Source organism: Cohnella phaseoli, from assembly GCF_003386235.1.
GTDB classification, from domain to species: domain Bacteria; phylum Bacillota; class Bacilli; order Paenibacillales; family Paenibacillaceae; genus Cohnella; species Cohnella phaseoli.
This window is the reverse complement of record NZ_QRDZ01000004.1, coordinates 251260-277575: the sequence shown is the minus strand read 5'-3', so window position 1 is coordinate 277575 and position 26316 is coordinate 251260. Positions and strand designations below refer to the sequence as shown.

At 53.0% G+C, this 26316-nt stretch carries 15 protein-coding genes; 4 read left to right on the top strand and 11 right to left on the bottom strand.

Annotated elements, in window-relative coordinates:
• Nucleotides 1–19: 19 nt before the first annotated feature.
• The 3 genes from DFP98_RS07345 to DFP98_RS07335 form a co-directional block, all read right to left on the bottom strand.
• Nucleotides 20–1789, bottom strand: coding sequence for an extracellular solute-binding protein (locus DFP98_RS07345; RefSeq protein WP_116059922.1), 1770 nt, complete (start codon nt 1787–1789; stop codon nt 20–22).
• Nucleotides 1790–1854: 65 nt separating this feature from the next.
• Nucleotides 1855–2748 (bottom strand): carbohydrate ABC transporter permease, encoded by an 894-nt coding sequence (locus DFP98_RS07340; protein ID WP_116059921.1) that lies wholly within the window; start codon nt 2746–2748, stop codon nt 1855–1857.
• 31 nt (nt 2749–2779) lie between these two features.
• Nucleotides 2780–3676, bottom strand: coding sequence for an ABC transporter permease (locus DFP98_RS07335; protein WP_116059920.1), 897 nt, complete (start codon nt 3674–3676; stop codon nt 2780–2782).
• A 186-nt stretch (nt 3677–3862) separates the two neighbouring features.
• On the opposite strand from DFP98_RS07335, the gene DFP98_RS07330 reads away from it, so the two are divergent.
• Together DFP98_RS07330 and DFP98_RS07325 are read left to right on the top strand one after the other, a co-directional pair.
• Complete coding sequence (locus tag DFP98_RS07330) at nt 3863–5740, top strand: sensor histidine kinase (RefSeq protein WP_116059919.1); 1878 nt, start codon at nt 3863–3865, stop codon at nt 5738–5740.
• The gene (locus DFP98_RS07325) at nt 5715–6947 is read left to right on the top strand and encodes a response regulator (RefSeq protein WP_116059918.1); all 1233 of its coding nucleotides are present in this window, start codon (nt 5715–5717) and stop codon (nt 6945–6947) included. The genes DFP98_RS07330 and DFP98_RS07325 overlap by 26 nt, the downstream gene beginning before the upstream one ends.
• A gap of 63 nt (nt 6948–7010) precedes the next feature.
• Here DFP98_RS07325 and DFP98_RS07320 read toward each other — a convergent pair whose 3' ends face one another.
• Both DFP98_RS07320 and DFP98_RS07315 read right to left on the bottom strand, forming a co-directional pair.
• Nucleotides 7011–10283: an Ig-like domain-containing protein gene (locus DFP98_RS07320; RefSeq protein ID WP_181917540.1), complete on the bottom strand. Its 3273-nt coding sequence runs from the start codon at nt 10281–10283 to the stop codon at nt 7011–7013.
• 481 nt (nt 10284–10764) lie between these two features.
• Complete coding sequence (locus DFP98_RS07315; RefSeq protein ID WP_116059916.1) at nt 10765–13659, bottom strand: family 78 glycoside hydrolase catalytic domain; 2895 nt, start codon at nt 13657–13659, stop codon at nt 10765–10767.
• Between the two features lie 156 nt (nt 13660–13815).
• On the opposite strand from DFP98_RS07315, the gene DFP98_RS07310 reads away from it, so the two are divergent.
• Complete coding sequence (locus tag DFP98_RS07310; RefSeq protein ID WP_181917539.1) at nt 13816–14697, top strand: AraC family transcriptional regulator; 882 nt, start codon at nt 13816–13818, stop codon at nt 14695–14697.
• A 13-nt stretch (nt 14698–14710) separates the two neighbouring features.
• On the opposite strand, the gene DFP98_RS07305 is transcribed toward DFP98_RS07310, so the two are convergent.
• A complete protein-coding gene (locus DFP98_RS07305; protein ID WP_116059914.1) occupies nt 14711–15562 on the bottom strand; it encodes an AraC family transcriptional regulator in 852 nt (283 codons plus the stop codon).
• 857 nt (nt 15563–16419) lie between these two features.
• Here DFP98_RS07305 and DFP98_RS07300 point away from each other — a divergent pair.
• Nucleotides 16420–16818 carry a hypothetical protein gene (locus DFP98_RS07300; RefSeq protein WP_116059913.1) on the top strand — a complete coding sequence of 133 codons (399 nt, stop codon included), beginning with the start codon at nt 16420–16422 and terminating at the stop codon, nt 16816–16818.
• Between the two features lie 75 nt (nt 16819–16893).
• Here DFP98_RS07300 and DFP98_RS07295 read toward each other — a convergent pair whose 3' ends face one another.
• From DFP98_RS07295 to DFP98_RS07275, 5 genes are all read right to left on the bottom strand, one after another.
• Entirely contained in the window at nt 16894–21909 is a 5016-nt protein-coding gene (locus DFP98_RS07295; protein ID WP_116059912.1) for a discoidin domain-containing protein, read from the bottom strand.
• Between the two features lie 109 nt (nt 21910–22018).
• The gene (locus DFP98_RS07290) at nt 22019–22846 is read right to left on the bottom strand and encodes a carbohydrate ABC transporter permease (RefSeq protein WP_116059911.1); all 828 of its coding nucleotides are present in this window, start codon (nt 22844–22846) and stop codon (nt 22019–22021) included.
• 15 nt (nt 22847–22861) lie between these two features.
• A complete protein-coding gene (locus DFP98_RS07285; RefSeq protein WP_116059910.1) occupies nt 22862–23761 on the bottom strand; it encodes a carbohydrate ABC transporter permease in 900 nt (299 codons plus the stop codon).
• Nucleotides 23762–23845: 84 nt separating this feature from the next.
• Nucleotides 23846–25162, bottom strand: coding sequence for an ABC transporter substrate-binding protein (locus DFP98_RS07280; RefSeq protein ID WP_116059909.1), 1317 nt, complete (start codon nt 25160–25162; stop codon nt 23846–23848).
• A gap of 130 nt (nt 25163–25292) precedes the next feature.
• Nucleotides 25293–26315, bottom strand: coding sequence for a LacI family DNA-binding transcriptional regulator (locus DFP98_RS07275; RefSeq protein WP_181917538.1), 1023 nt, complete (start codon nt 26313–26315; stop codon nt 25293–25295).
• Nucleotide 26316 lies beyond the last annotated feature (1 nt).

Here is a 26316-nt window from a genome sequence, read left to right as displayed (position 1 = left end):
GTGTATGCCCTAGGTCCGATTATTGTTGTTTCAGAAGCTCGAAGATTGGCGCAAGCTCTTGCTGCTGCTCGACCGCTTTGTCATGCCAGTAAGCGAAAATATCGTCGACCTTGAAGTCGTCCAGCCCGGCGATGAAATTGTTTTGCAGCTTCTCGAACTCGGCGTCGTCCTTGGCGAGGATGAGATTGAAAATATTTTTGAACGTATAGTTCTGCAGATTGGTTCCTTGCGTCTTCAAGTTCTCGGGCAGCTCTCCGAGACGGTACAGCGCATTCTCCTGATACACTTTGACTTTGGACGAATAGAGATCGAACAGGCTGTCGGCCTTGTAGTGCTCCAGCATGTCTTGGTGAACCGGCTTCAGCTGACGGCTGACCGCCTTATCCGACCATTCGAACAGATTAACCGGCACTCCCGTCTTCGGATCGACCGTTCCGCTGCCGAAGCCGACGAAGTGGTAATACATTAGCGCGCCCGTCCGCTTGTTGAAGGCCAGATCGCTGGAGCTTTGCTGCAAATAGTCGTCGGTCGGAACGGGCTTGCCGTTCTCCATGTTCCAGTTCTCGCCTTCCGGTCCGTTCCAGACCGTGCGGGCGTTCTCATAAGAAGAAAGCCAATTGAGCAGTTGCATTGCTTTCTCCGGGTTCTTCGCGTTCTTCGAAATCGCGAACGTCCGTCCTCCCGAAGCCAAGTTGTTGATCAGCATGAACGCGTCGGTGTTCATCGGCGGCAGCGCCACCATGCCTTTATCCGGCATTCCCGCCTTCTCGTAGTGGCTGTTGATATCGGTGACGAGCCAGCCCGGCACGTTGTACAGATAACGGCCCGACTTTACTTTTTCCTCGTATTTGTCGGACTTCTGCGTGAACGACTCCGGATCGAGAATGCCCATCTGATTCGCTTTGTTATAGAACTTCAGAGAGCGCCAGAACATGCCGTTCTTGTCCTTCAGATCGTTGTTCGGGGAAATCTCGTTCGTCGCCAGATCGTAATAGACGGTCCGATCGCTTGTCAGATAGCCTTTGCCCTCCGTGAAGGACAGCGTGTAGGTGATCGGCCAGTCGCCCCAGCCCAGACCGTCCGCGAACCAGCCGCCGATCGCATACACCTTCTGCCCGTCTTTGTTTTTCGGCTCCAGCTTTTGCATCTCGGCCAGCACGTTAAGCAGGTCCGTATCGAAGTTCTCCAGCTTCGGATAGCCGAGCTGCTTGTAGAGATCCCAGCGAATAAAGTTCGCGCCGAGCGGCTGAGTGCCTGCGGTCGTCGCCCCTCTCAGCATGCCGATCGTGTACAGCTTGCCGTCCGGGCTTAACGTCTTCTTATGCAGCTCGATCATCGCCTTGCCGCTCGGATCGGAGGTGATATTATCGCCGTACTGGGCCAGCAGATCGTCTAGCTCGTACAATTGATTGGCTTTGACCATCATCGGAATTTGCTTGGCCGGGTCCGGAACCCAGAACAGGTCCGGCAGATCGTTGCTCGCGATCATCGCGTTAAGCTTCTCGCCGAAATCTGCTCCGACCGCCGTCATGTCCATCTGGATGCCGAGCTCTTTCTCGATCGTTTTGGCGACCGGATTTTGCATGACCCCGTTCGGCTCCGCCGCCGCGATGCTGGCGGCCACCTTGATCTTGACGACCTCCTGCTGCTTCTCTCCTCCTGCGGAGGCCGATGCCCCGGCCTCGCCGGAGCCGGAGCTGCCGCCGCTATTGCCGTTGCCGTTCGAGCAGCCGAACAAGAGCGTTAGCGCAAGCGCCGCTGCGACTCCCTTTGTCACCTTTGTTCTCATTCCAATACCCCTCTCATTCTAGTAGTTTATATGAAAACTCCCGCGAAGAGCCGGAGATTTTCAGCTTAGCCTTTGATCGCGCCCAGCATAATGCCTTTGACGAAGTATTTCTGCATGAACGGATAGATCAGCATGACGGGAATGACCGTAATGACCGTGATCGCATACCGGATTGACATCGGCGTCACCCTGCCCGTGCTTGCCAGGTCGGCGCCCAGCATCGTACCGGAGGCACTTGTCCGCATGATATCCGCCATATTCGATTTGAGATTCGTATACAGCAAATATTGCAGCGTATTCAAGCTGCTGTCCGTCACGAGGTAGAAATTGTCCGCCCAGGAATTCCACTGCCCGACGGCGGTGAAGACGGCGATACAGGCGATAATCGGCAGCGACAGCGGGAGGATGATTTTGAAGAAGATCGTCAGAATACCCGCTCCGTCGATCTGAGCCGATTCCTCCAGCGTAGAAGGAAGCGATTCGATGTACGTTTTCACCAGGATAATGAAGAAGGCGGACACCGCTCCGGGCAGAACGTACAATAGAAAATTGTTTTTCAAATACAGCGTCTTCATCAGCATGTACCAGGGAATCAGCCCCGAGCTGAAAAACATCGTAATGATGATCAGTCGATAGATGAAGCTGCGGAACGGCAGCTCTTTCTTGGTGACCATGTAGCCGACGAAGGCGCTGCAGAACACGGTAACGATCGTGCCGACGACCGTCCGCGCCACGGAAATGAAGATGCTCTGAAAGATGGTCGGAATCTGCATCAATTGTTCATAGGAGGACAGGGTAATCTCCCTCGGGAAAAAATAGACGCCCTTGGCGCTCTCCGTCGGATGGCTAAGCGAATTGATAATGATAAAGTAAAATGGGTAGACGCACAGGAACGCAAAGATCAGAAGCGTACCCGAGTTGGCGAATTGGAATAGATATTCTCTCCAGCTCTTGTTCATGGGGCGGTATTCTCCTTTCGCTGGAACTCCCTCATATGATGCTTTGCTTGCGAATCGCTTTGGACAGCCAGTTGGCGGACAGCAGCAGGACGATGCTCACGATGGACTTGAACACCCCGATTGCAGTCGAGAACGCATACTCGGCCCGAGCGATTCCGAGCGTATAAATATACGTGTCGAGCACTTCCAGCTTGTCGATGTTCAGCGGATTCTGGAAGACGTAGTACTGCTCGAAGCCGTTGCTCAGTATGCCCGAGATGGCCAGCAGCAGCAGGACGAAATAAGTCGGCATCAGACTGGGAACGGTAATGTACCAGATTTTCTGAAACCGTCCCGCTCCGTCGATATCGGCGGCTTGGTACAGCTCTTGGTCGATGCCCGCGATGGCGGCCAAATAAATGATCGCTCCCCATCCCGTTCCTTTCCAGGTTGCAACCATCAGCTGGAAAAACCAGGCGTAGCCGTCGCTGCCGAGAATGTTCGTCCCGGTCTCGATCAGCCCCATGTCCATCAGCAGCTTGTTGACGACCCCGTCCTCCAGCGAGAAGAACGTAAAGAAAATCGCGTACACGAGCACCCAGGAAATAAAATGGGGAATCGCCGTCACCGTCTGGATCCATTTGGACAGCCACTTTCCGCGAACCTCCGCCAGCGCAATTGCAAAAATCATCGGAAGCGGAGAGGTCAGAAGGCCCAGCAAGCTCATGACGAGCGTGTTGCGCATGACGATCGCGAAATCGTTGCCTCCCTCGAAAATGATCCGGAAGTACTTAAAGCCGACGAAATGCTGCTCGATCAGCGGAACTCCCGGGCTGTAATCGACGAAGGCATACGACCAGCCGAACAGCGGCAAATAATTAAATACGAATACGAGTGCGACGAAGGGGAATATGAGCAGCAGCATGCCCGCTCTCTGTGTCTTGTTCATCCTAGGCGCTCCTTTCTATAGTTCACATCATAGGGCACGCCCGAATGCGCTCTCAATTGTAAAGATTGCAAATCTGTAATAAAAACTATAGATCGGCCCAATCCGCAGCAGGATTCAGAGCCTCTTCGTCAAATTTCTACTGCCTAGAAGCCGACTTCACGACAGACACGAAGGGTGGGACAAACGATGCGCGCTTTCTTTTACAATTACATTCGGAATCGATTTTTCAATAAGCTGCTGCTCCTCTATTCCGTCATTATCCTCCTCACCGTCAGCGCTCTTATTTTTATCATCGTTACGAATATTACCGGCCTGCTGAAGGAGCAGGCGATCACCTATAACAAGCAGGTGCTTCAACTCGTCGGAGACTACTTCCACGAACAGAATCGCAACCTGAAAAATCGAATGACGAGTCTGTACACCTTTAACGATCCGGACAAGAAGGATTCGGTCTACGAAGCGTTCGCCGACATCAGCCACGGTGCGGCTCCGGGCGAGATAACGGGCAATCTGCGCGAGAAAGCCGCCTACGTCAATCGTTATATGATGGATACCGTTCTCTCCAGCGATACGAACATTCTGGATATGGTGATGATGAATCGGACCTTCGACTACGAGATGAGCGCGACGCGGTACTCGGCGGGAACGAAGCTGAGCGACTATGTCGAGCACGTTCGCCAAGCTTTGACGGATAGAACTCCCGCCGACATCAACGCTCGAAAAACGTACATTCTTCCCGCGTTCGACGGCTCTCGCGGAAGCGATCCGCTCACCGTCTACGCCGTCTACGACTACATTCGCTTCCCGAACGATCCATCCGGCTTTTCCGGGTACATGCTGCTGACCTACGATACGGAATCGTTCCGGCGCGCCTATGAGCCCTATCGCAAGTATTTGATCGGAACGCAGCTCGTGCTGACGACGGAGGGAGAGGTCGTCTACGATTCCTCAGGAAAATATTACAAGCAGCCGTTTCCTTATTGGGACCTCGTGCAGGAATCGTCGGACAGCCGCATCGTCGACGGCCGCGAATCGATCGTTAACGTCAACAAGGACGACGAATTCGGCTTCGTCACCGTCGGGATCATTCCGCTGGGCGAGGTCAATCAAGGCATTAGCTACATTACGCGGATGGTGCTGATCGCCGCTTCGATCTGCCTTTTGGTCACCATTGTGCTGACGGTTCTCAGCACGAGACATTTTTCCAGGCGACTGAAGGACGTTCTGTACAGAATCAAGGAAATCCGCAAAGGCAATCTGACCGCCATACCGGTTAAGGAACACCACGACGAAGTAGGCATCATCTCCAGAAACCTGAATCAGATGAGCGAGCAGCTGGACGATTACATTAAACGCGAGTTCGTGCTGGAGCTGCGCCGGAAGGATTCGGAGCTGAAGCAGAAAACCGCCGAGCTGTACGCCCTGCAATCGCAGATCAATCCGCATTTTCTATACAACACGCTGGAAGCGATCCGGATGAAGGCGCTAAAATCGGGAGATACGGAAGTCGGGCAGATGATCAAAATTTTGGCCAAGCTGTTCCGCAGCAGCATTAAGGAAGAGATGATCGTCACGGTGCGCGAGGAGATGAACTACTGCCAGTCCTTGCTGGAGCTGTACTACATCCGTTTCCAGGGCCGGCTCGAAATCGAATTCGACGTGGAGGACGGCATTCTCGATTTCGGCGTGTTCCGCCATATGCTGCAGCCGATTATCGAAAATTCGATCGCGCACGGAATCGATCTGGGCAAAACGAGAAATCTCATTACCGTACGCGGACGACGAGCCGGCGACTCCATCGTCATTTCCGTGACGGATAACGGGGAAGGCATCGACGAGGCCCGTCTGGCCTCCATTGCCGAGCAACTCCGCCAACCGCTAGTTTACGGCTCCGGAAGCATTGGCCTGCTCAATGTCGAAGCGAGAATCAAACTGATCTTTGGAGACGAGTGCGGCATACACATCATGAGCGAAAAGGGTCGGGGAACCGAAGTCCAGGTAACCGTTCTGGCCCGTTCGAAGGAGGCGCTTCGAGATTATGTACAAGGTTTTGATCGTGGATGACGAGCCGCTTATTCTGGACGGCTTGCAATATGTGATCGATTGGGAGGAGCACGGCGCGGAGATCGTCGCCATGGCCGGCAACGGCGCCGAAGCGCTTCGCGCGCTGGAGCAGAGTTCGATTCATATCGTCGTCACCGACATTAAGATGCCGGTCATGGACGGATTGGAATTGATTCGCCAGACAAAAAGCCGAGGCTTAAACGTCAAGTTTATTGTGCTCAGCGGCTACGATGAATTCGAGCTTGTGAAGAAGGCCGTCGTGTACGGCGTGGAAAATTATTTGCTCAAGCCGCTTGAAGAGGAAGAGCTGTCCAGCACCTTGCTGAATACGATAGAAAAGCTGGATCACGAGATCCAGCTCTCGATTCATCACCGGCAGAACTACAGCATCGTCAAGGAGAACATCCTATTCCGTTGGGTCGCGGGCCGCATCGGGCACGACGAATTGACCAGTCGCGCGGAATTTCTCGGGATCAACCTCTCCTTCGACCACTACCGGATTGCAAGAGTGATTCAGGAGAGGCCGCCACGGGATGGAGAAGCTTCATCCGGCCTGCTTGCTTCGGCCATTCTGAACGTCTGCGAGGAGACGATGAACAGGTTCGCGGGCTGCATTGCGTTTCGGAGCTTGCATGGAGAGCCGATTCTTCTGTTCGGGTGGAGCGGCGAAGAAAGCATGAACGGAGACGAACTGGAGGAGATGCTGGAAGAAAGGCTGGGAGCCTGCTCCTCCAATGTGAAGCGTTATTTGAAGCTGAACGTCTCCATCGTGCTCGGCCCGGTCGTAAGCGGCTACGGATCCGTAGCCGCGAGCTACAGAGAGACGTTCCCGACAGAGGAGGCTTCCGGAAGCGTAAGAACCGGCGACACGGAGGCCGCTCATCCGACGGTCTTGAAGCTGATCGAGTACATCGATCGAAACTATGCAGAGGAGATGTCCCTTAAGACGCTCTCCGACATCTTCAACCTTAACGCCGCCTATCTCGGCCAGCTTTTCCGCAAGACGACGGGGGACATGTTCTCCGTCTATCTCAATCGCATACGCATCGAGAAATCGAAGCGACTGCTGGAAGAGTCCCATCTGAAAATGGGAGAAATCGCCGCTGCGGTCGGCTTCAGCAACGTTCAATATTTCTCGAACGTCTTTCATAAGCTAGTAGGCATCTATCCGACCGATTACAAAAGAAAAATCGCCTCGGCGGAATAAGAAGCTGCGGCGGCTGCCACAGCTATGCCGAGACGATTGTGTAGTGGGGAGAATGAGCAGAGCTTAAATCAAGCCGGCTTGTTTGAGCAGACGTTTGACAATAACCGCAACCTCAGCTCTTGTGATATTCGCTTTTGGTGCGAGCGCCGATTCGCTTCTGCCCGATATCAATCCGGATTTTACGCTGCTTGCAATACCGCTTCTGGCCCAAGCCGATGCATCGGCCGCATCCGTATAGGAACGCAGCGTCTCTTCAGCCGCTTCGGCAGTCAGGGTTGCCGCTTCGGGTCCGTTTGTAATTTTCATCGCTTTAGCAAGGATAGCCATCGCTTGTTCGCGTGAAATCTTGTCATTCGGCCGGAAAGTCCCGTCTTCGAATCCGTCGATCAAGCTATAGGCATACGCCGTTTGAACGGCGTCGCTGTACCAGTCGGCGGATTTCACGTCGGAGAACGCTTCCCGGTCGTTTTCAAGTTTTAATCCGAGCCCGCGCACGATAATCGCCGCAAATTCCGCACGCGTAATATCGACATCAGGACTGAACCGTCCGTTTCCTGAACCGTCGATCACCATTCGCGAGCCCATATCGTTAACATCCTCTTTCGCCCAATGGTTCGCCATATCGGCAAATTCAAGAGGATGCCATACAACAGTGTAAATACTGTTCGTCAGACTATGGATATGCGCGATATAGTTCCCATCGACAACTTCAATTCGGGTCGGGACATGGCGTACCGTTCCATCCGGTTCAATCGCGACTCCCGTCGTCATTCTGCTCGAATTTGTACCTTTCGGCAAAGTGATCGTCCGTTCAATGTAAGTATTGAACTTCGATATTTCCTCAATCTTGCCCGCATGCGAAGCTCTTATCGTGAAACTCGCAGGAGGGGCGGCAACCGTAAACGATCCTTTCTTAGCGGCAATTTCCAGCAGCTGCGTCATTTCCTTTGTCGGAGCCGCTATCTCGATCTGTACAACAATGTCGTGCAGGTTAATCGAATTGCCGTACTGTTTAACCAGGTCATCGATGTTAAATTGCTGTGCAGGCAGCCTGTACGTAGCTCGCTTTGTTTTTAACTCTATTACGGCTTGCATTTGCTCCAGAGTCTTAATGATTTGCCCGTTCAGTTCTCCGATCAGAACGTCGGATTCCGTATTCATCGGAATCGTGAGCACTGCTCGCGGCCCTTCTCCCGCAAGCATTTTTTCCAGTCCGCGCTCATCGATCGTAAGCGTTGCGACGGACCGGCCGTTTTGTCGGCTGGTTGTCAGCTTGCCGAGCTTAAACGCTTTGCCGTTAATCAGAACGTCCGTATAGAGATCGGGTTCATTTTCTTTGGTAGCCTCAGGCGTATTTTCCGTAGTGCCTCCGGATGTACTTTCCGTATAAATCACAAGGGTTAACTCGGCCTGAACCTCGCTTTCGTTCCCGGCAGGATCGGTTGCGTCAACGGTGATTGTGTACGTTCCATTAGACAAGTTATTTACCGGCCTGAACTGCCACTCGCCGTTACTGTCCGCTTGCACGCGGCTTTCGTCGCCATTGATTGTAATCGCAACCGTACTTCCCGGTTCCGCTGTTCCTTTAATCTCCGGACGTTTGTCGGTCGTTCGCGTTTGGTTGCCCGGGCTTAAAATAATCGGTACCGGAGGCGTCTTGTCGAAAACAACAGTGCTTGCATCCGTCGTCTCGACGACCGCTGTCCCTGCATTTCCCGCCAGATCGCCAAACGCAATCCGCAGAGGAATCGCGCCTTCCGCCTCGGCCCCGGTCAACTGATAGACTGCGGTGTATACGCCCGCAGCTTCTGTCAGGGAGGCAGCCTGATCCGCAATTGTCACCGTCGGCGAATTCGCCAGCGTTTCGTTCGCGCTGAAGGTTACCTTTACCGTATTCCCAACCTTCGCGAGTGAAGGCGACGTATTGTCGCTGGAGATACTCACCGATGTTAGTACGGGCGCAGTAGTGTCGTAGACGGTGCTGTAAGGCGTCGCAACCGCTAAGTTAGCGTTGCCCGCCGCATCGATTGCCGCGCCTGCCGCAACGCTTACCGTTACCGGCCCATCTGACGCTGGCGTAATTTCTGCCGTATAGGTCACATTGTCCGAAGTAGCCAGGTTGCTTGCGTTTCCGTTCGTTACTGAAATGTCGCCTAGCACAAAACCGGTGACCGCTTCGCTGAAGGTGAACGTCGCCTCGAACGGAGAATGGTTGGTCGGATTCGATGCCGACGAAGCAATGCTTACAGTTGGCGCTGTAGCATCGTAGACGGTGCTGAACGAGGTCGATGCCGCTGTTCCCACGTTGCCTGCCGCATCGTTCACCACGCCCGCCGCCATATTAACCGTTACCGTTCCGTCGGTTGTCGGTTGGATGACTGCCGTGTACGTCAAGCCGTCCGCCGATTGCAGTTGGCTGGCCGTCCCGTTCGTTACCGCAATATCGTCGGCCGAAAAATCGAGCGGCGGTTCGTCAAAAGCCAGCGTAACGACAAACGACGACTGATTCGTCGGATTCGCGGCCAATGAGGAAATATTCACCTTGGGTCCAGTCGTATCATAGGTAACGACATAAGGCGTTGCCGCCGTGTTCCCATGACCGTAATTGTCCTGCGCCGCATTGGCGGCAATATCGATTGTAACCGGACCTTCTGCTGCCGCAGTAACGTCCGCCGTGTACAGTATACCGCCTATTTCCTGAAAATTGCCGACACTGCCGTTATTGACGGAGATACCTGCCGCCGAGAATCCCGTTACAGGCTCGCTGAATAGAATCCTAATGGCAAATGCAGCTTGCGCAGTCGGCCTGTTTATGGCCGATGAAACCGCTACGGAAGGTGCAGTAACATCCGTTACGAGTACATGGGCAGTGTTGCTTTTTACGCTTGACGTTTTCATATCGGGCGCGCTATTCGTCACCACTACGTAGTAGTACGAATCGTGAGCTGCGCCTGCCGACACCGTTAACGTACTCGTTGTTTTGCCCTCTAGCATAAAACCGCCCGACGTGCTGTTCGTCGTATTGCGATACCACTGATAGCTCAATGAACCGCTATAGACGCTTGCCGAAACGCTGAGAACCGGATTCGGATCGCCCTCTTCCAGATCTTCGTCGCCTATCGGTTGCGAATTAATCGTCGGCACAGGAGCGAACGACACCGCATTCACTTTTAAGTGGGCCGATCGGCTTGTTACACTGGTTACACCGTCGGAAACAACAACGTAGTAGTCCGACTCAAAGGCAGATGCCGGGATCGGGATCGTTAATGTGGATTCCGTTTTGCCTGGCAATCCGAAGGTGCTGCCGCCGGCAGACCTATACCACTGATAAGTCAAAGTGCCATCTCCTGTTGCCTCGACAGAAAACGTTTGATTCGGGGCGCCTTCAGTTACCTCAATATCCTCCGGCTCTTTAGTGATGGTCAATGTGGAAGCCGCATGCACGTTCCCTAGTGCTGAAGACAAGCTCCAAATCAATATAAAGCAGATGGTTAGTATAGCGAATATCCGTCTCTTAAACGGGCTTGTACGACTAGACCCGGCGGCTGTTCCCGATGTCATAGCTTCAAACTCCCTCCCCTGTATGTATAGAAGTTTCACTCGAATTTTGACGACGATTTTATTCTACAGCAATACTCTATCCCTGACTAGAAAAAAATTCCTGTTATAAAAGTAATTGTATATCATAAACCTATAAAATTTACTAAAAATTCCACACCCTCGGAAGGACCTAAAGTGTCGGAAAACATCAACGGCTGTCCCATAAGCGGAGTTGCTCGCTTTCGGGACAGCCGTTGATGTTCTACCTATGTTTTCCTCAAACTAGACGCTCCAGCTTCGTTTCCTTGACCTCGCCCGCGAAGCCTTCCGGAAGCTTGATCCGCACGCTCACGTCCGCGGGATAAGAGACGGATAGCTGCATGCGCCCAGCCGCTTCGTCCGCGGTCCAACTGACGTCGATTCTGCCGCCCGCCGGATGCGGCACGCTGCCGCGAGCCCACGAGAGTCCGCATGGAACCGGAGCGATCTCGACTTCTGTCCAGCCGGCCGAGAGGCTGCGTACCCCAAGCGTTTCGCGGCCGAGGAAATACGCCGGAGCGGAAGACCACGCGTGACAGTGGCTGCGCGTCAGCTCGTCGGGGTTGGCGCGGTTTTCGGCGAAGTTCGGATATTGCTCCCAGCAGGTCGTCGCGCCGTGGCGAATCATGTTGCCGTAGTTTTTGCGGATATCGTCCAGAATGACCGATACGCCGCCAACCTTGGCCAAAGCCTCGTAATAGAAGAAGGACATGAACGGGCTACCGATCTGCACGAAATTCGTCGGCGTAGAGAACAGATAGGCGTCCATCCTCCGCTTGCGTTCGCCTTGGGCAACGCCGGTTAGCGAAGCGACTACCTGCGTCTGCATGCTGAGCACGCTCGAACGGCGGCCGTCCGCATGGATGCAGTCGATGTAGGCTTGCTTCTCCTCGTTCCAGAGATGTTCGTTAATGGCCGCCGCCAGCCGATCGGACGCTTCGCGATACCGAGCCGCTCCCTCCGCATCCCCGGACAGCTCGCCCATTTCCGCGGCTACGCGCAGCGTCTGCGCCAGGAACAGGTTTTGATGCGTCACGACGCCTTCGTTCGGCTGATCGATCGGGGACCAGTCGAGCAGGTTCCAGCCTTTGACGTTAAACAGGCCGTTCTCGTCGATTTTCTGCAAGTAGTGCTCAATCGTAAAGCGAACATGCTCGTACATCTCGGCCGCGAACGCTCTGTCCCCCGTCTGCTCGTAATATTCCTTGCAGGCGATTGCCCAGAAGAAAGTCCAGTTCGGAATAACGCTGCTCCATCCGCTCGGAACCTGATCGGCATACAGCGGCGACTGGTCCTTCGATCCCGGAACAAGGCGCAGGCAGCGCTTCAGAATGTCCTGTACGCCGTACAAATAGTTGCTGACGAGCGCCTCGTTGCGGCTGTCGCCGACCCAGAACGTCTGCTCGTAAGCCGGGCAATCGACGAACGTATCCTCCATGCATAGCTTTGTCGTGTGCCGGCTGATTTCCCAGATGTCGTTCAGCAGCGGATCGGAGCATTCGAATCGTCCGACCTCCGCGACCGGGTAATTGCTTTGCGTGAACGCGACGTTGTATATTTTCACCGGGGCGGAAGCTCCGCGCACGTTAAGCGCCAAATACCGCAGCCCTCTGCGGACAGGCGTCGAATACGATTGGCGTCCCGCCTTGGTTACATACCGAACCGTATTGTCCAGTCCGTACGTCTGCTGACGGTACTCTCCCGCCATGTACTCGAAGCCGTACCAGTCCAGCACCGTTCCTGGCTCCGCTTCAATCTCGAACGACAGATAACCGGAATACTCCTTGCCCAGGTCGAACAGCACCTCGGTGTCGAAGCCTTCGAACACAGGAACGACTCCCGCTTCCCCATGCGGGATGACCGCGTTCTGAAGCTGCGCGGGAACGGCCAGCTTCACATCGTCTTTCCGCCATACGCATAGACCGAAGACGTCCGCCTCCGCCACGTATTTCAGCGGAATCGGCTTCGACACGGCCGCGTACCGCCCCAGGTCCTCCGCTCCCTTTACGTCTCCAAGCACGGACTTGTACGCCTCGTCCTCCCAGTTTACCTCGCGTGAAGGCTTATGATCGTAGTTAACCGCCGAATCATAAGGCCCGACCGCCAGAAACGCGGACTCCGACTCGCCCGCACCCGGATAAACAAAGCTCAGTTCAGCCGGATCATCCGCATATACGCCGATGTTCAGCTTGCCGTGATGAACTCGCTCCGTGGAGACATCGATCAGCAGCAGATTGTCCCCTTCCTTCAGCTCGACGTCCACATACCGCTCCGGCATAATGCCGTAGAAGCGATCCGACCCGACAATCTCTCCGTTCCAGGAGAAGCGCTTCAAGCACTCTCCCCAAGCAAGGAAGCCCATCGTCGCCCGCGCCGCTCTACCGGCCCGAATTGTCGTCGCCACGTAGCCGGTGAACTGTACGATATCCGAATGCTCCTCGCTGCCCGGAGCCATGACGCTGCGCACGTCGATGACGGTCGACAGCTTAAACGTGCTTACCTTAGCCAACGCTTCGACGCGAACCGGATAAATAAGCTCTTCCGTCAGCATCGGGATGTCGCGAGGCTTCATGGACGTCCACGGAGCCATTCCGACTTCTCCCAGCTCTACCGAGCCCGTCCATCCCGAGTCGTCGTAATCGGCATTCATCCAATCGCCGTCCCAATCCCTCGCATCCACATACTCCGCGAAAGCCTGCTGACACGACATGCGCGGCGATCTCGAATGCTGCCCGTTATGGATGGAAGTGAGCCAGGAGGCGTCCGTCTTTAAGCCGACCTCGCCCGTGCCATAGTCGAGCTGGGCCAGCAGCCCGCCGCGCCCGCGCAAATAATAGAAGGTCGAAACCCCAAAATGGAGGACAAGCGCCGCAATCGTGTTAGGTTCTCCCGCCCGCAGAAGATGGCCGACCTCGTACGTATCGTAAGACTGCTCGAACGGCCACGACCGTACCGGGCCTCTTCCTACCTGCGTTCCGTTAACGAACAACACATATCTTGAATCCGCCGAAACCCGCAGCGAAGCCGATTCCGCTCCTTGGGCCGGAACGTCAAACGTTTTGCGGAAGCATCTCCACTCGTTGCGGGGGCTTTCCTCTCCGTCTCCCCAAATCCATAATGCCTGCCAGCTCATAGGTACACACCTTTCGTCAATATAATCTCTCTTAATTGTAGAAAATCGGGCGAGTAACGTTATGGGTTGATCGCGACTTGGAATAGGTTTATGATGACTTCATTCACATTCAAGCAGCGACGGGTAGATATGCAACAACGGGAACGGAGGATGAAGATGAAAAGATCGGGGATTTGGCTGGAAAAAGGAGAGCTATTCTTTCATAACGGGCTGAATATTTTCGTCAACAGAGTCAGCGAGCGGTTCGATCTACCTGAGCACGAGCACGATTTTATCGAGATCTGCTACGTCTGGTCGGGCGCCGGCTTCCACTATATCGGCGACGAGACGATCCGCGTCTCCCAGGGAGATCTGTTTTTCCTGCCCGTCGGCGTCTCCCACATCTTCCGTCCGTCTTCTCCAAGCGCCAAGGAGCCGCTGCTGATTGTCAATTGCATTTTCGACGAGAAACTATTTCAATTTCTGACCTCGCTTCTGCCTGCCGAATACGGATTATACCGTTTCCGCCAGCTCGTGTCCGAGCCGGGCGGATGGCTGCGGATGCGGGAGACAAACGGCGAATTCGGGCGTCTGTTCGAGTCGCTGCATGCCGAGTTCGAGAGCAAGCGAACCGGCTTCGAGACGATGCTCGTCGGCCTGCTGCTGCAGCTTCTGATCGGGATGGAGCGCGCCATGGAACCGGGTGCAGACGCCGTTGCAAGAGACGCCGTCCCTTACCGGATCGAGCGGGCGCTGCAGTACATTCGCGAGCGGCTTCACGAAAGGATTACGCTGGCGCAAATCGCCAGACACGCCGGCATCGGCGAAAGGCAGCTGCAGCGCGATCTTGCAGAGCAAACCGGGCTTAGCTTCTCGGCGCTGCTCCGCAAAGAAAGGATCGACCGCAGCCGCATGCTGCTCGCCGATCCTTCCCTGAGCTCCTTAACCGTCGCCGACATTGCCGCTCAGTCCGGGCTTCCCGACCTTAAGCGATTCCACCGCCTGTTTAAGCAGGCGACGGGGATGACGCCGGGGCAGTATCGCGCCGGGCCGCGCTAGGCGCCGGAGCGCTTTAACGGGACTCGGAGCTTCGCAGCTGCTTGCGCCATTCTGCCGGGCTTTGCCCGTAGTACGACTTGAACAGCCTTGTAAAATGATGAACGCTGTTAAAGCCCGTCTCCTGCACGATGTCCGCGATCGCCATATCGCTGCCCGACAAGTAGCTGGCGGCGGCCTTCAGGCGGAGATCCCGCAAATATTCGAAGGGCGTCTTATTCATATGCTTCTTGAACAGCCTGACGAGGTACGACGGATCGAGTGCGACAAGCTGAGCGAGCGCCTCCAGCGTCACGTTCTCCTTATAGCGCCAATCGAGGTAATCGACAACCAGGTCCACCGCATCGCGGGCCCCGACCTTGGGCTTGCGAGAAGGGCTTGCAGCTCCGGAATTCGCGGAGAGTCTCAAAATATGTGCGATCAGCCGATAGATTTTGCGAATTTCGAGCAGGCACACCGTCTCCAAATCGTCATCCTCCCCAGCCGCTCCCGTCGCATGAAGATGATAGACGAAATCGAGAGCCTGCAGGACCGAAGCGGCCAACACCGTCTTGGCGTACATTTCCTTGCGCGCCTGCATGAAGTTCCATTCGTCCACCTGACGATCGGTAAACCGGAAATCCTCCGGCTCGAACAGCTCCAAAAACCGAAAACGGGACTCTGTTTGCAAGCTTTCGAGCTCGTGAGGCGTCGAATCGGGCAGCATGAATACGGCCGGCGCTTCCGCCTCGCACATATTCCCTCTCCACTTGAACCGAACCTTTCCATCGGTAATGTACAGAAGCTCGTGGCAGGAAGGATGCATGCCGCCGCCCGGCTTCTCCGCCCCTCTCAGCAGCGTGCCGGCTCCGCACAATCTGATTTTCATGCCGCGCCCCCTCGATGTCAATAATGATCAAAAAGATGGTCCATGGCCTACGGAATAACCATTGTAACTAAACACTAATTTGACATAAACGAAAACAATCATATGCAAATATATTTCCTCCCTATTGTACATCTAACTCGGAGGGATTCAATAACGGAATCGGAAGGCGGAGCGCCGTACCGTGCCGCGCCGCACTTCCTTCGCCCCAGAAATTCTTGCCTTATCAACGCTTCTCCTCCCTGCATCGCAGCTACCGCGATCTCGTAACATTCCGTTCACGCTCCGTTCATAATGCACGACTACAGTTATAGGCAAAACCATATAAGTTGAACCAAAGACGTCAAAGAGATAACCAATTGAAATGGGGAAAGGGAATGGTTTTGCCGCAGTTTTTGAGGGATATCCCATAAACAGAATTGCCTGAGATGATCGATAGACAAAGAAAGAGTTTGTACCTCCCGGAGATAGAATCACGATCCACAACATTTCCATATAATCACCAATATTTATCCGTATAATCATCGAAGACGCTTTAGTGACATTCACCTCTTGATCTTTGGTCGCTTTGTACGATTTTTCGCATAAACGTCCGTCGTTTATGCCTGATTCGGGCTGCTTTGTACGATTTTCCCTACAATCGTCCGCCGCCTATGCCAGATTCGGGCTGCTTTGTACGATTTTTCGCACAAACCTCCATCGTTCGCTCAGGCCAGATTCGGGCTGCGGTTTATGACTTTTCCGTTGTAGAACAGCCGCAACCCAACAACCAGTCCGAAGTCGGCAAAACAATCCCTTACGGAATGCAATGGACTTCCTTTTCACTGGTTCAAACTTATATACAAGGAGAGAATTCCATCATGATCGCATACAGCAAATGGTTGATCCGAATCGCGGCCATATATTCGCTAATCGGCGCTCTTATCGGTTCGGATATGGCCGGCAAAGAAGACTATTCGATGACTCCCGTCCATGCGCACATTCTTGTTGTCGGCTGGCTAACCCTGTTCGCTTACGGCATTTTTTATTACGTCTTCAAAGAGATCGGCATGGTTCGAACGGCCAAGCTGCAAGTTTGGGCCGCTCTGATCGGGGGCGGGCTAATGCCGTTCGGCATGCTGGCTTACTACAAAGCGGAAAATACGGCGACGCTGCTTTCGTTCATTATTCCGGCGTCCATCCTTCTCGTCGCCATCGTGCTGTTTATCGCGATCTTGTTTTTCGATAAGAAGCTATTCACGCGGAACCATCCAAGTTAAAAATCGGAATAAAAATACGGCTTGGCGCTCGGGGGAGTCTCCCCAAGCTGCCAGGCCGTTTTCATGATTGCTTCCTCAATATTTCACGTTATTGCTCAGTTCCATGCCGGGACCCGCATGATTAACGATATTCAGCACGTCCTTGCCCGCGGATCCCGATACGCTTGATCCGAATACCCCTGGAGAAATAGTAAGCTGCGCTCCTGAAACTCCCGAGTTTTGAAACCACACGCTGTTCCAATGGGTCGTCCCCCCGGAAATGACGTTCTGCCCGGGATAGAATATGCCTTGGAATACGGAATCCCCGCCCGTCACGTGAATGCCCGGGTTGTCGAAGTACACCTTCGCGCTAGTGAAGTTAAAAAATTTGGCCGTTCCGCCGTTCATCTGAATATGCTTCGAGTTCGGGAAATAGGTGGTCGTCTGGGAATTGACGACCGTTAGTCCGCTCGCCCCCGTCCCGTTGACTTCCATAAAGTTAAATGTCCCGTCGGCCGAATTATTAATAGACGTCACATTCCCGCCGCTGCCTCCTTGCGAGACGTATTTGTAAGCCGTATTCGCTCCGAACACGAAATTGTTCAGCATATGCTCGTTATCCGCTTTGCCGATTAAATACGCGATTTGCTCATTCCAAGTAAAGGGGAAGAGGAAATCAAAGACGTATTCTTCGCGAATTCTATTCGGCAAAGTCGTTCTGACTGCGTAAGTCGCGTTGAATAGCGTATCCTCTATCCACCCTTCCGAACTATTCCCGACGGCAATGGCATTCTTGAATGTAGTTCCGTTCACATTGCTAATATAGTGATTATCCGCAGAACCCGTCGTATAACCGAGGTCGATTCCCTTGTAAGCATTCACAAGATTGACGTTGATCGCATACACGCCTCTCGCGATGCCCCGCACGGCCCATGGATACGTAATAAACGTTCCCGATGCGCTGATGCTGTTCGTCTGTTCCGGGTAGTAGATCGTTAATCCCCTTATTCCAGAATCGGTTCCGCTCAGAGTAATAAAAGCCGTATCGCTGTCCGGCGTGCTTGTTCGGCGGCCTTCATAGACGTATAACACCGAGCCTTTAACGTCTCCTTTATGCGGGACGTCTTCGGCCCCCCGAAGTTCCACATGGTCGGGGATGGTAAGATGCGTATTGATTCTGTATTGCCCCGGCGGCAAGTAGACGGTTCCTCCTCCCGCAAGGCCGGCATCGTTCAATGCGCTCTGGATCGCCGACGTGTCGTCAGCGAGCGCGTCTCCCTTCGCTCCATAGGAGGTCTTGACGTTATAAAAGTTAGCATTGGGCGGCTTGGGCAGCGATGATTTGAACGTATGACCCGTCACGCCATGCTGCGCGAACGTATAGCCGGTATGCTGGACCTTTACGTCTCCAGAGCTAGTATTGTCATAAAAGAAGCTGGGATCCCCTGTAAACGCATTGCCGAGCACAGCCGCCGACGTAAGGGCTCCCGACAAACCGACGGCCTTCTTGGAGGAGGTCAGCGTCGGCGTAAACGTGCTCCCCTCGACCGTTATCGACCCGTTATTCGCCGTAATGGCATACGGTCCGGTCCAATCGTCGAACTTGCAATTGTTGAGACTGACGAACGAACTCGTCGTCAATTGCACGGCGGTGGCCGCTCCGCCGCCGATTGTCGAGTTATTGAAAATAAACGGCGCGGGAATGTTATTGTTTAATTGCACGGCCACTGGATTAGCGCCTTGATTCGCCTTAAACGTAGAGTTCGAAAAGACGAAACCGACTTGGGGACTCGCTAAATAATCCACCTTTAGCGCAATATTGCTATTCTGAACGTCCAGCCCGAAGAAGGTTCCGCTACCCGCCGTTCGCGATCCGTTGACGACATGAACGCCGATCTCGTAATCATGCAAAGAGATATCGTAGTACTCACTAAACTCGGTGTCGCCGATCTCCAATCCTTTCCCCTGCGTTCTAGTAAACGCGTCCAAGGAAGATCGGCTTTGCGGATTGTAGCCCGAGGAAGCATCAGCCCAATAGGAATTGTTGAACTTAACATGAACGGCTTTGCCTACGTCCGCCGTATTATATAGCTTCATTGCCTGCTTGAGCACGGTCCCCTTAACGTTGTTCAAATAGTATTCCTCTCCTACGGAATCATAGGCCGAAGTATTCGATCTAAAGGCGATGATGCCTTTATAGGAGTTAAGCAGCGTAACGTTCTGCACCGTTTGGTGCATGTAATCTTCTCCTTGATACGCGCGTCCCGGAAGCTCGATCGTATACGGGTAAGGAACCGGGCTTGCCGCGGACTGGTTTGAATAGTAAATCTTCATCCCCTTTAACCCGCCGCTGCCGCCGATTCGGATCAATCCGGGCAATTCCAGCTCGCTGCTAGGGACGTCCGCCACGATTACCGTTCCGTAATCGGTCCCTGAATCCGGATCCTGCCAGTCGCCCCGAAGCGTGACATGCGCGGGAATAGAGAGCGAATCCGTAATTCTATACTTGCCAGCAGGCACGTACACGACTCCCCCGCCCGTTGCGTAACAATCGTCCAAAGCTTTTTGAATCGCCAAGGTGGAGTCGTTCGTACCCGTCTTGTCGGCAAAATATGGAGCCGAGGTGACATCGTAAGAAGCAACGACGATGTCGTCCGTCGGATGCAACGTCGTAACGATGCCCGGATTCTGATCGGCGTTGATCGCTGATCCGTATACCTTGAATTCCTGAATTCTCGCTTTGCCGTCGCCCGCAGTCTGCGTTCCCTGCACAATGCTCAACCGAACGTATCTCCCTATTACAGGCGCGATCTTGCGATCCGTCGATTTTTCCTCGTTCCCGCTGACCGTATCTGCGTCCGTGTAATTCGTGCCATCGTTGCTTACCTGCAGCTTGAAGTCTCTCGTATTGTTTAGATCATTCTCCCAGTTAGCGCCGGCATGCTTCACGACCCACCTGTCGAGAACATGCGTCAGCCCGAGGTCGACCGTCAGCGATTGGGTTCCCGTCCCGGCAGAACGCCATCTTGTGTTTAGGAGATCGTCGACCGCGTTGCCAGCCGATGTACCTAGGTCCGTTGAACTTGCCGTAACCGTTTTATTCGACGTGACGGGCGTATCCGTTCCGTAGAGCTCTCCGAATAACCCAAGCTCCGCCAATCTAACGTACCCGTCCGAACCGGTTTGCGTTCCTTGCGTAATGTAGAGTCTAAAATAACGCCCGACGGCTTCGATATTCCGGTCGGTAACCGCCGCCGTATTGCCCGAGACGGTATCCACGTCCGTAAAGTTTACTCCGTCGTCGCTCGCTTGCAGCTTATAATCTTTAGCATTGTAGACGGCCGGTTCGCCGCGAACGGCCGCGTTCCATACAACCCAGCGCTTGACTTTATAGACTTTGCCCAGATCGACCCTTAGCCAACTAGGGGAAGCCGAATGGCTTATCCAGGCGTTGTAAGATCCGTCTACGGCGTTCGCGGGCTCGCCGCCCGGCTGGAACGAACTTGAGATGACAGGTTTATACGTTGAAATATTCGGTTCCGAGGAAGCGTACACTTCGAATTCGCGAATTCTCGCGAATCCATCTCCACCATCCTGAGTCCCTTTTGTCACGTAAAGCCTGACGTATCTGGCGTTCACGTCTACATCTAGATCCGTAATGCCCGCCTTATTTCCGGTTACGGTAGCTGCATCGGTGTAAGTCACGCCGTCCAAACTGGTTTGCAGTTTGAAGTCTTGGGTGTTGTATAGCGGTGAATCGTCGAAAGAAGAAGCATGCCAGACCGCCCAACGTTTGATATTGTAAATTCGTTTCAAGTCGATGACCAGCCATTTGGGGCCTGCATCTCTCGAATGCCAGTAACCGGCCAAATTGCCGTCGATCGCTTTGCCGGGACCGCCGACTCCTTGCCAAGGATCTCCAGTGAGATAAGAAGAACTGGCGCTGGGAATTCCGCCCATCGCGACGGGAATAATCGCCGTCATGGCCGAAGAGGAAGCATGGGCGGAAATTTCGACCGAGTTTAGAGTCATATGCGATGCTTCCTTGTAAATCTCTTGTTTCACGTTCCCGTTGCCGTCGGTCACGACGATGTTATCGTAATAAGCGATGCCTACTCCGTTCTCGGTATCGTTTTCGCTGACGGCCATCCATTTCACGGACGATTTGCCGACCATTGCGGCGGGCACGGCCAGCTTTCGATGATACCAGTCCTTATAGGCCAGGGAAGAAACATCCGATGCCGGGTGACCGCTAATTCCATTCTGATCCGTCCAACCGGAATCCCTGAAATTCAGATTGTCCGCGGTCTGAATATCGATGCCGCCCAGCCCCGAAGAATAGTTCTCCAACTGCGTATCGTATTCGATGTAATCGCCCGCTTGGAAAGTGTACGGCCGGTTGGAGAAGCTTCGATACAAATAATGGTTGTTAGCGGTCCCGTCGTTTGTCACCGCCAATCGCAAAGCCGTTCCCGCGTTTTCCTTGTCCCAATTATCCACGACGGTTGCCATGGAAGATGACGAAGTATAGGCGTTAAGCTCCACGACATTCCGGTTGGCGTCCGCCGCCCGACGATAAACGATCTTCCGAACGGTTCCGTTCCCGTCCGTAATGACGATGTTATCGTAACGAGCCGCGTACACATTGAGAGGATTATCGGCCTCCCCTGCGACCATCCACTTGTCGGCCGTCGTGCCTACGAGCGCGTTCGGAATCGCTAGCTTTCGGTGGTAACCACTCTTATAGGCGTAAGCGGAAATATCCGCGGCCGGATGCCCCGAGAGTCCGTTCTGATCCGACCAACCGGAATTCCGGAGCTTCTGGCCCGTCGTCGTCTCGATGTCGAGTCCCCCAATTCCTGCGGCCCGCTGATCAATGTTCACGTCGTATTCGAGATAATCGCCCGGCTGGAAAGTATAGGAGGAATTCGAGAAGCTTTGATAGAGATAATGGTTGCCTGAATTTTCGTCGTTGCGTACGATTAATTTGAGAGAATCCCCCAGCGCGGGCATGGAGATAGCTGCGGCTTGCGCGCGCGGGTTCGGGAAAAACGGAACGAGAAGCAACGCAACCATCAAGCAAACGAAACCTTTTATCCTGAGTTGTTTCATGAATTTTATCCCCTCTCAGCATCTTGGTAACCGCTTTCATTCGCGTGCAAAGACCAGCGACAATCTCGCTAATCCTCTTGCCGAAATTCATTTCCGTATAATTATTTGCTTATCCCTTTACGCTTCCAGACAACGCTTCGACGAAATATTTCTGAAATCTAAGATAAACAAGCACTAACGGGAGAGAAGTGATCAGAATTGCGGCAAACATATAGTTGTATTCGACAGTATAGGTCCCCCTGAAATCCAGCAGCCCAAGCGGAATCGTAAAGAGCTCTTTATTTTTAAGCAAGATCAGAGGTCCAAGCAAGCTATTCCAGTTGCTCACGAAAGCGAATATGCCCAAGGTAGCAATAGCCGACTTCACCAGCGGCAGCAAAATATAAAAGAGAAGCTGTCTATCGTTGCAGCCGTCGATGGCGGCGGCTTCGTTGATTTCCTTCGGAAGCGTCCGGAGAAAACCGACCAAAATGAATACGTTAAACGGCAAGCTAGCCGTCGCTCCCATCAAAATCGGACCCAAAAGATTGTTATAGAGGTGAAGATCTTGATAAAGATGCAGCAAGGTGACGAAGCCGACGCCGGGAATAAGCATGCTGCTCATAATCAGCGCATAGATCAGCATTCCAATTTTTCTGTGTGCGATTCTATGCAGACAGTAAGATACGACGATGGCGTTAAGCAAGCTCAATGCGACCGCTGTTCCCGTAATGACTACGCTATTAAGACTGTACTTGGCGATGTTCCCCCGAGTAAAAGCCTCCGCGAAATTTCCGAACATCGGTGACGCGGGAAGGCCGAGCGGGTTCTTGGTCACCTCCCCCTCTCCTTTCAGAGAGGTTGCCGTAATAAAATAGATGGGCGCCAGGAGGAACAAGGCATAGGCGTATACGACAAGCTTTCCGCCAATTCTGCCGAACGCGTTATTTTTTTTCAAGCGGTGTCCCTCCTTTTAATGAATCGCATCTTCGGCTTTTTTGGTAAAGACGAACTGAATGAGAAAAATGATAAAAAGAACGGCCCCAAGAAATACGCCAATGGCTGCGGGAACCCCAAGGTTCGGTCCTAGCAGCCCCTGATAGATCTTCACGGCCCAGGTATCGAACTCGTTGGCGGTGCCTACGCTGGAACCGAGGATAATGATGTAATCGAAGGCCATGGCGCCTGTTATAACCGTTAACAGCGTAATTCGGAGCAAGGCGGGAGTGATTAACGGCAGCGTGACTTTCCTAAATTGCTGCATGGAGGTCGCACCTTCGATCTCCGATACTTCGTACAGATCGTCCGGAATCGTCTGCAATGCGGCTGTCAGAATAGTCAACGGATATCCGATATTCGCCCATATGTGCACCATTACGATGCAGAAAATAGCTCTTACCGGTTCCCCCAGCCAATTAAACGATTCGAGGCTTTTTATTCCGAGCGCGCCGAAAATTTGATTCAGCATCCCTAAGTTCGGGTCGAACATATATCCCCAAGTTAACCCGACCATGACGGACGAAAACACAAGCGGAAGAAAGAAAAACGTGCGAAAAAACCGATTGAGCCTCGTGTTTCTTTTTAAGACGACCGCCAGAACAACGGAGAGAACCGTCTGAACGACGAATAGGAACAGGACGTACAATACCGTATTTTTTAATCCGACCATAAACCCGGAACTGCGATAGAAGGATTCGAAATTTTGCCAACCGACGAATACTTTGTTGGAGGAAAAGCCGTTCCATTTATAAAACGCCATCGGGAACACTTGAAGATGGGGCCAGATCGCAAGCACGAACCATACGATAAGCCCGGGAAGCATGATCAACACATACTTATAGGGAGATAGTTTCTTTCTCAGGCTGCTTTGCACGTATAACTCTCCTTTGTTAAACCCTATGATACGATTCGTCTACCGCTCAACGCCCGCATCATAGGGTTAACGGCTTTCTGTTACTTACTTCAGATTTTTAAGGTTTGCCTTTTGAAGCAGTTTTTCGAATTTGGCGATTTCCTCGTCCACATCCTCGCCTTTGAACAAAATATTGTCTTTCATCGCGTCGTAATCCGCCTGATAGCTGTCTACGTTCTGAGTGCCGATAATCGGAAAGACGTTCACCTGCTTCTTCATCTCTACCCCGAGAATATCCGCACCGTCGAAATTCGCCTCGACGCCCTTGACCGTCGTCGTCATCTTGGCTTGGTTGACGTAGATTGCCGCATTCTCTGGAGAGCCTAGGAAGTTTACCCATTTCTTCGCCGCTTCGATATGCTTCGACTTGGCGTTCACTACGGAAATCTGCGCCGGCTCCGCATACCCGACTTGGGTCCCTTCGAGCGTCGGGATCGGGAAGATGCCTACGTCGATTCCCGGATAGTCCGTATCCTTGGTTCCAAACGTCCATGTCCCGATGATCACCATAGGGGATTTCCCTTGCGCGAAGAGCGACAACGACTGAGGATACTTCACGCCGTCGGAATTCGTATATAGCAGCCCTTGTTTGTTATACTCGGAGAGGGTTTTCAACGCTGTATAAATCTTCGCGTTATCTTTGATCGTCGTGACGCTGCCGTTGTCTATTCCTTCGGTAAACGCCTTGTAGTCTGCGGGATTCATCAGCTCGTTAGCAATGGCGTTGAACAACCACACCGTCTTGACATCGCCTCCCGCATAGGCGATTCCGCCCTCGCCCCCCGCTTTAAGCTTGTTTACGATGCTTACGAAATCGTTCCAATCCTTAGGTACGTCCACATTGTGCTTTTTGAATATTTCCTTATTGTAAATAACGCAGATCAAATTGACGGCATGGTTAAAGCCGTAGATTTTGCCGTCGATCGTCGTTAGCGCTTTGGGTCCGTCCTGATAGTTGGTTACGAAAGGTTGGTCCGACAGGTCCGCGATTATTCCTTCTTTGGCGAAAGTCGTATAGTCCGTGTTGGGATGAATGTCGAACACGTCGGGGGCTTGTCCGGACGATAGATTGGCCTTCAGCGTCTGATAATAAGCGCCGCCGTCCTTGTTAGACTCGAATTTAACGGTGATCCCGGGATTTTCCTGCTGGAATTTCTCGATAAGCTGATTGAAAATAACTTCGTCTTCCGCTCTGAACGTGGAGTAAGTGATCGTCACGGGTTCGTCGCTTGTTTCTTGCGAGGAGGAGGTCTGACCGGCTTTCGTTTCCTCTTTCTTGCCGCCGCATGCCGTTAAAGAGAATATCAGAATCAATACAAGCGCTGCATTCGTCCAAACAATTCTTTTCTTAGAAACTGCCATTAAACAAACACCCCTTAAGGTTAATATTTGTAAAAAACCCAAAATGTAATCGCTTTCAAACTTTTGTCCTGCGATCTCGACATCCCGAGCTAACGTCGCTTATCTGCGTTAGCTCGGCAGTCGCCTGAATCTAGGACCTGGTCTTCACCGAGTCTCTAATCACAATGTTAGGTTTCAAGGAGTACTGGAAGGTCAAGTTGTTCCCTTCCCTGCACTTCATGATGCCGTCGATACACAGCTTGCACATTTCGTCCACCGGAATTTGAACAGTCGTTAGCGGGAGGAAATCCAATACCTGCAGCTCGATATCGTCGTACCCGACCAACGAGACATCCTCGGGTACGCGGATTCCTCTTTCCCTCAACCCCCGAAGAATTCCGAATGCGACCATATCGTTGATCGCCACGATAGCTTGAGGAAGCTCCTGCCCCTCATCCAGATAGCGGACGATAGCTTGGTAGCCGTTCTGGAACGTATATCCGCAATAGTAAAACATGTCCGGAGATACGGGGTGACGGCTTCCCTCCAACGCTTTCGTAAAGCCCAGGTGCCGGACCTCGGTTAAATATTCCGATGGATTGCCGCCGAAATAGACAACGCTGCGCAAGTTCTGTTCCATTAAATACCGGGTGATCTGGAGGGATCCCTCCTCTAAATCCGGAATCACGTAATTCGTTCTGTGCTGATGGAGCGACCGTAAAGGAGACATAATGACCATCGGCACGTTAAATTTCTGAATGCGCGCGATCACTTTGGCCATGCTCTCTTCCTGAGCTCCCTCAAGACCGGTTGCGAGGATAATCGCGTCCACGTTTTTATTGATGAAGTTATCCACGATGCTCCATAAGGTGTCGAACTGTCCGTCCGTATGTCCGAGAAGAATAAATAAGCTGTTCTCACGAGCATAAAATTCCAGATGACGGATGATGGATAACGTATAGGGTACCGAAAGATCCGGTACGATTAATCCGACGATATTCGTCTTTTTAGCCAGCAAGCCCTGCGCCAAAGAATTCGGAACGTAATTCAATTCTTCGGCTAATCGCATGATGCGTTCCCGCGTTTTGTGGCTTACTTTTTTCTTGTTGTTCAAGGCGTTGCTGACCGTGGCGATCGATACGCCCGCGCGCTTGGCGATTTCGTGAATAGACAAA

What these genes read in the sequence shown, in the direction of transcription:
- DFP98_RS07295 (WP_116059912.1), bottom strand. Translation starts at nt 21,909, where the DNA reads ATGAAACAACTCAGGATAAAAGGTTTCGTTTGCTTGATGGTTGCGTTG.
- DFP98_RS07325 (WP_116059918.1), top strand. Translation starts at nt 5,715, where the DNA reads ATGTACAAGGTTTTGATCGTGGATGACGAGCCGCTTATTCTGGACGGC.
- DFP98_RS07345 (WP_116059922.1), bottom strand. Translation starts at nt 1,789, where the DNA reads ATGAGAACAAAGGTGACAAAGGGAGTCGCAGCGGCGCTTGCGCTAACG.
- DFP98_RS07280 (WP_116059909.1), bottom strand. Translation starts at nt 25,162, where the DNA reads ATGGCAGTTTCTAAGAAAAGAATTGTTTGGACGAATGCAGCGCTTGTA.
- DFP98_RS07300 (WP_116059913.1), top strand. Translation starts at nt 16,420, where the DNA reads ATGATCGCATACAGCAAATGGTTGATCCGAATCGCGGCCATATATTCG.
- DFP98_RS07335 (WP_116059920.1), bottom strand. Translation starts at nt 3,676, where the DNA reads ATGAACAAGACACAGAGAGCGGGCATGCTGCTGCTCATATTCCCCTTC.
- DFP98_RS07330 (WP_116059919.1), top strand. Translation starts at nt 3,863, where the DNA reads ATGCGCGCTTTCTTTTACAATTACATTCGGAATCGATTTTTCAATAAG.
- DFP98_RS07340 (WP_116059921.1), bottom strand. Translation starts at nt 2,748, where the DNA reads ATGAACAAGAGCTGGAGAGAATATCTATTCCAATTCGCCAACTCGGGT.
- DFP98_RS07315 (WP_116059916.1), bottom strand. Translation starts at nt 13,659, where the DNA reads ATGAGCTGGCAGGCATTATGGATTTGGGGAGACGGAGAGGAAAGCCCC.
- DFP98_RS07310 (WP_181917539.1), top strand. Translation starts at nt 13,816, where the DNA reads ATGAAAAGATCGGGGATTTGGCTGGAAAAAGGAGAGCTATTCTTTCAT.
- DFP98_RS07305 (WP_116059914.1), bottom strand. Translation starts at nt 15,562, where the DNA reads ATGAAAATCAGATTGTGCGGAGCCGGCACGCTGCTGAGAGGGGCGGAG.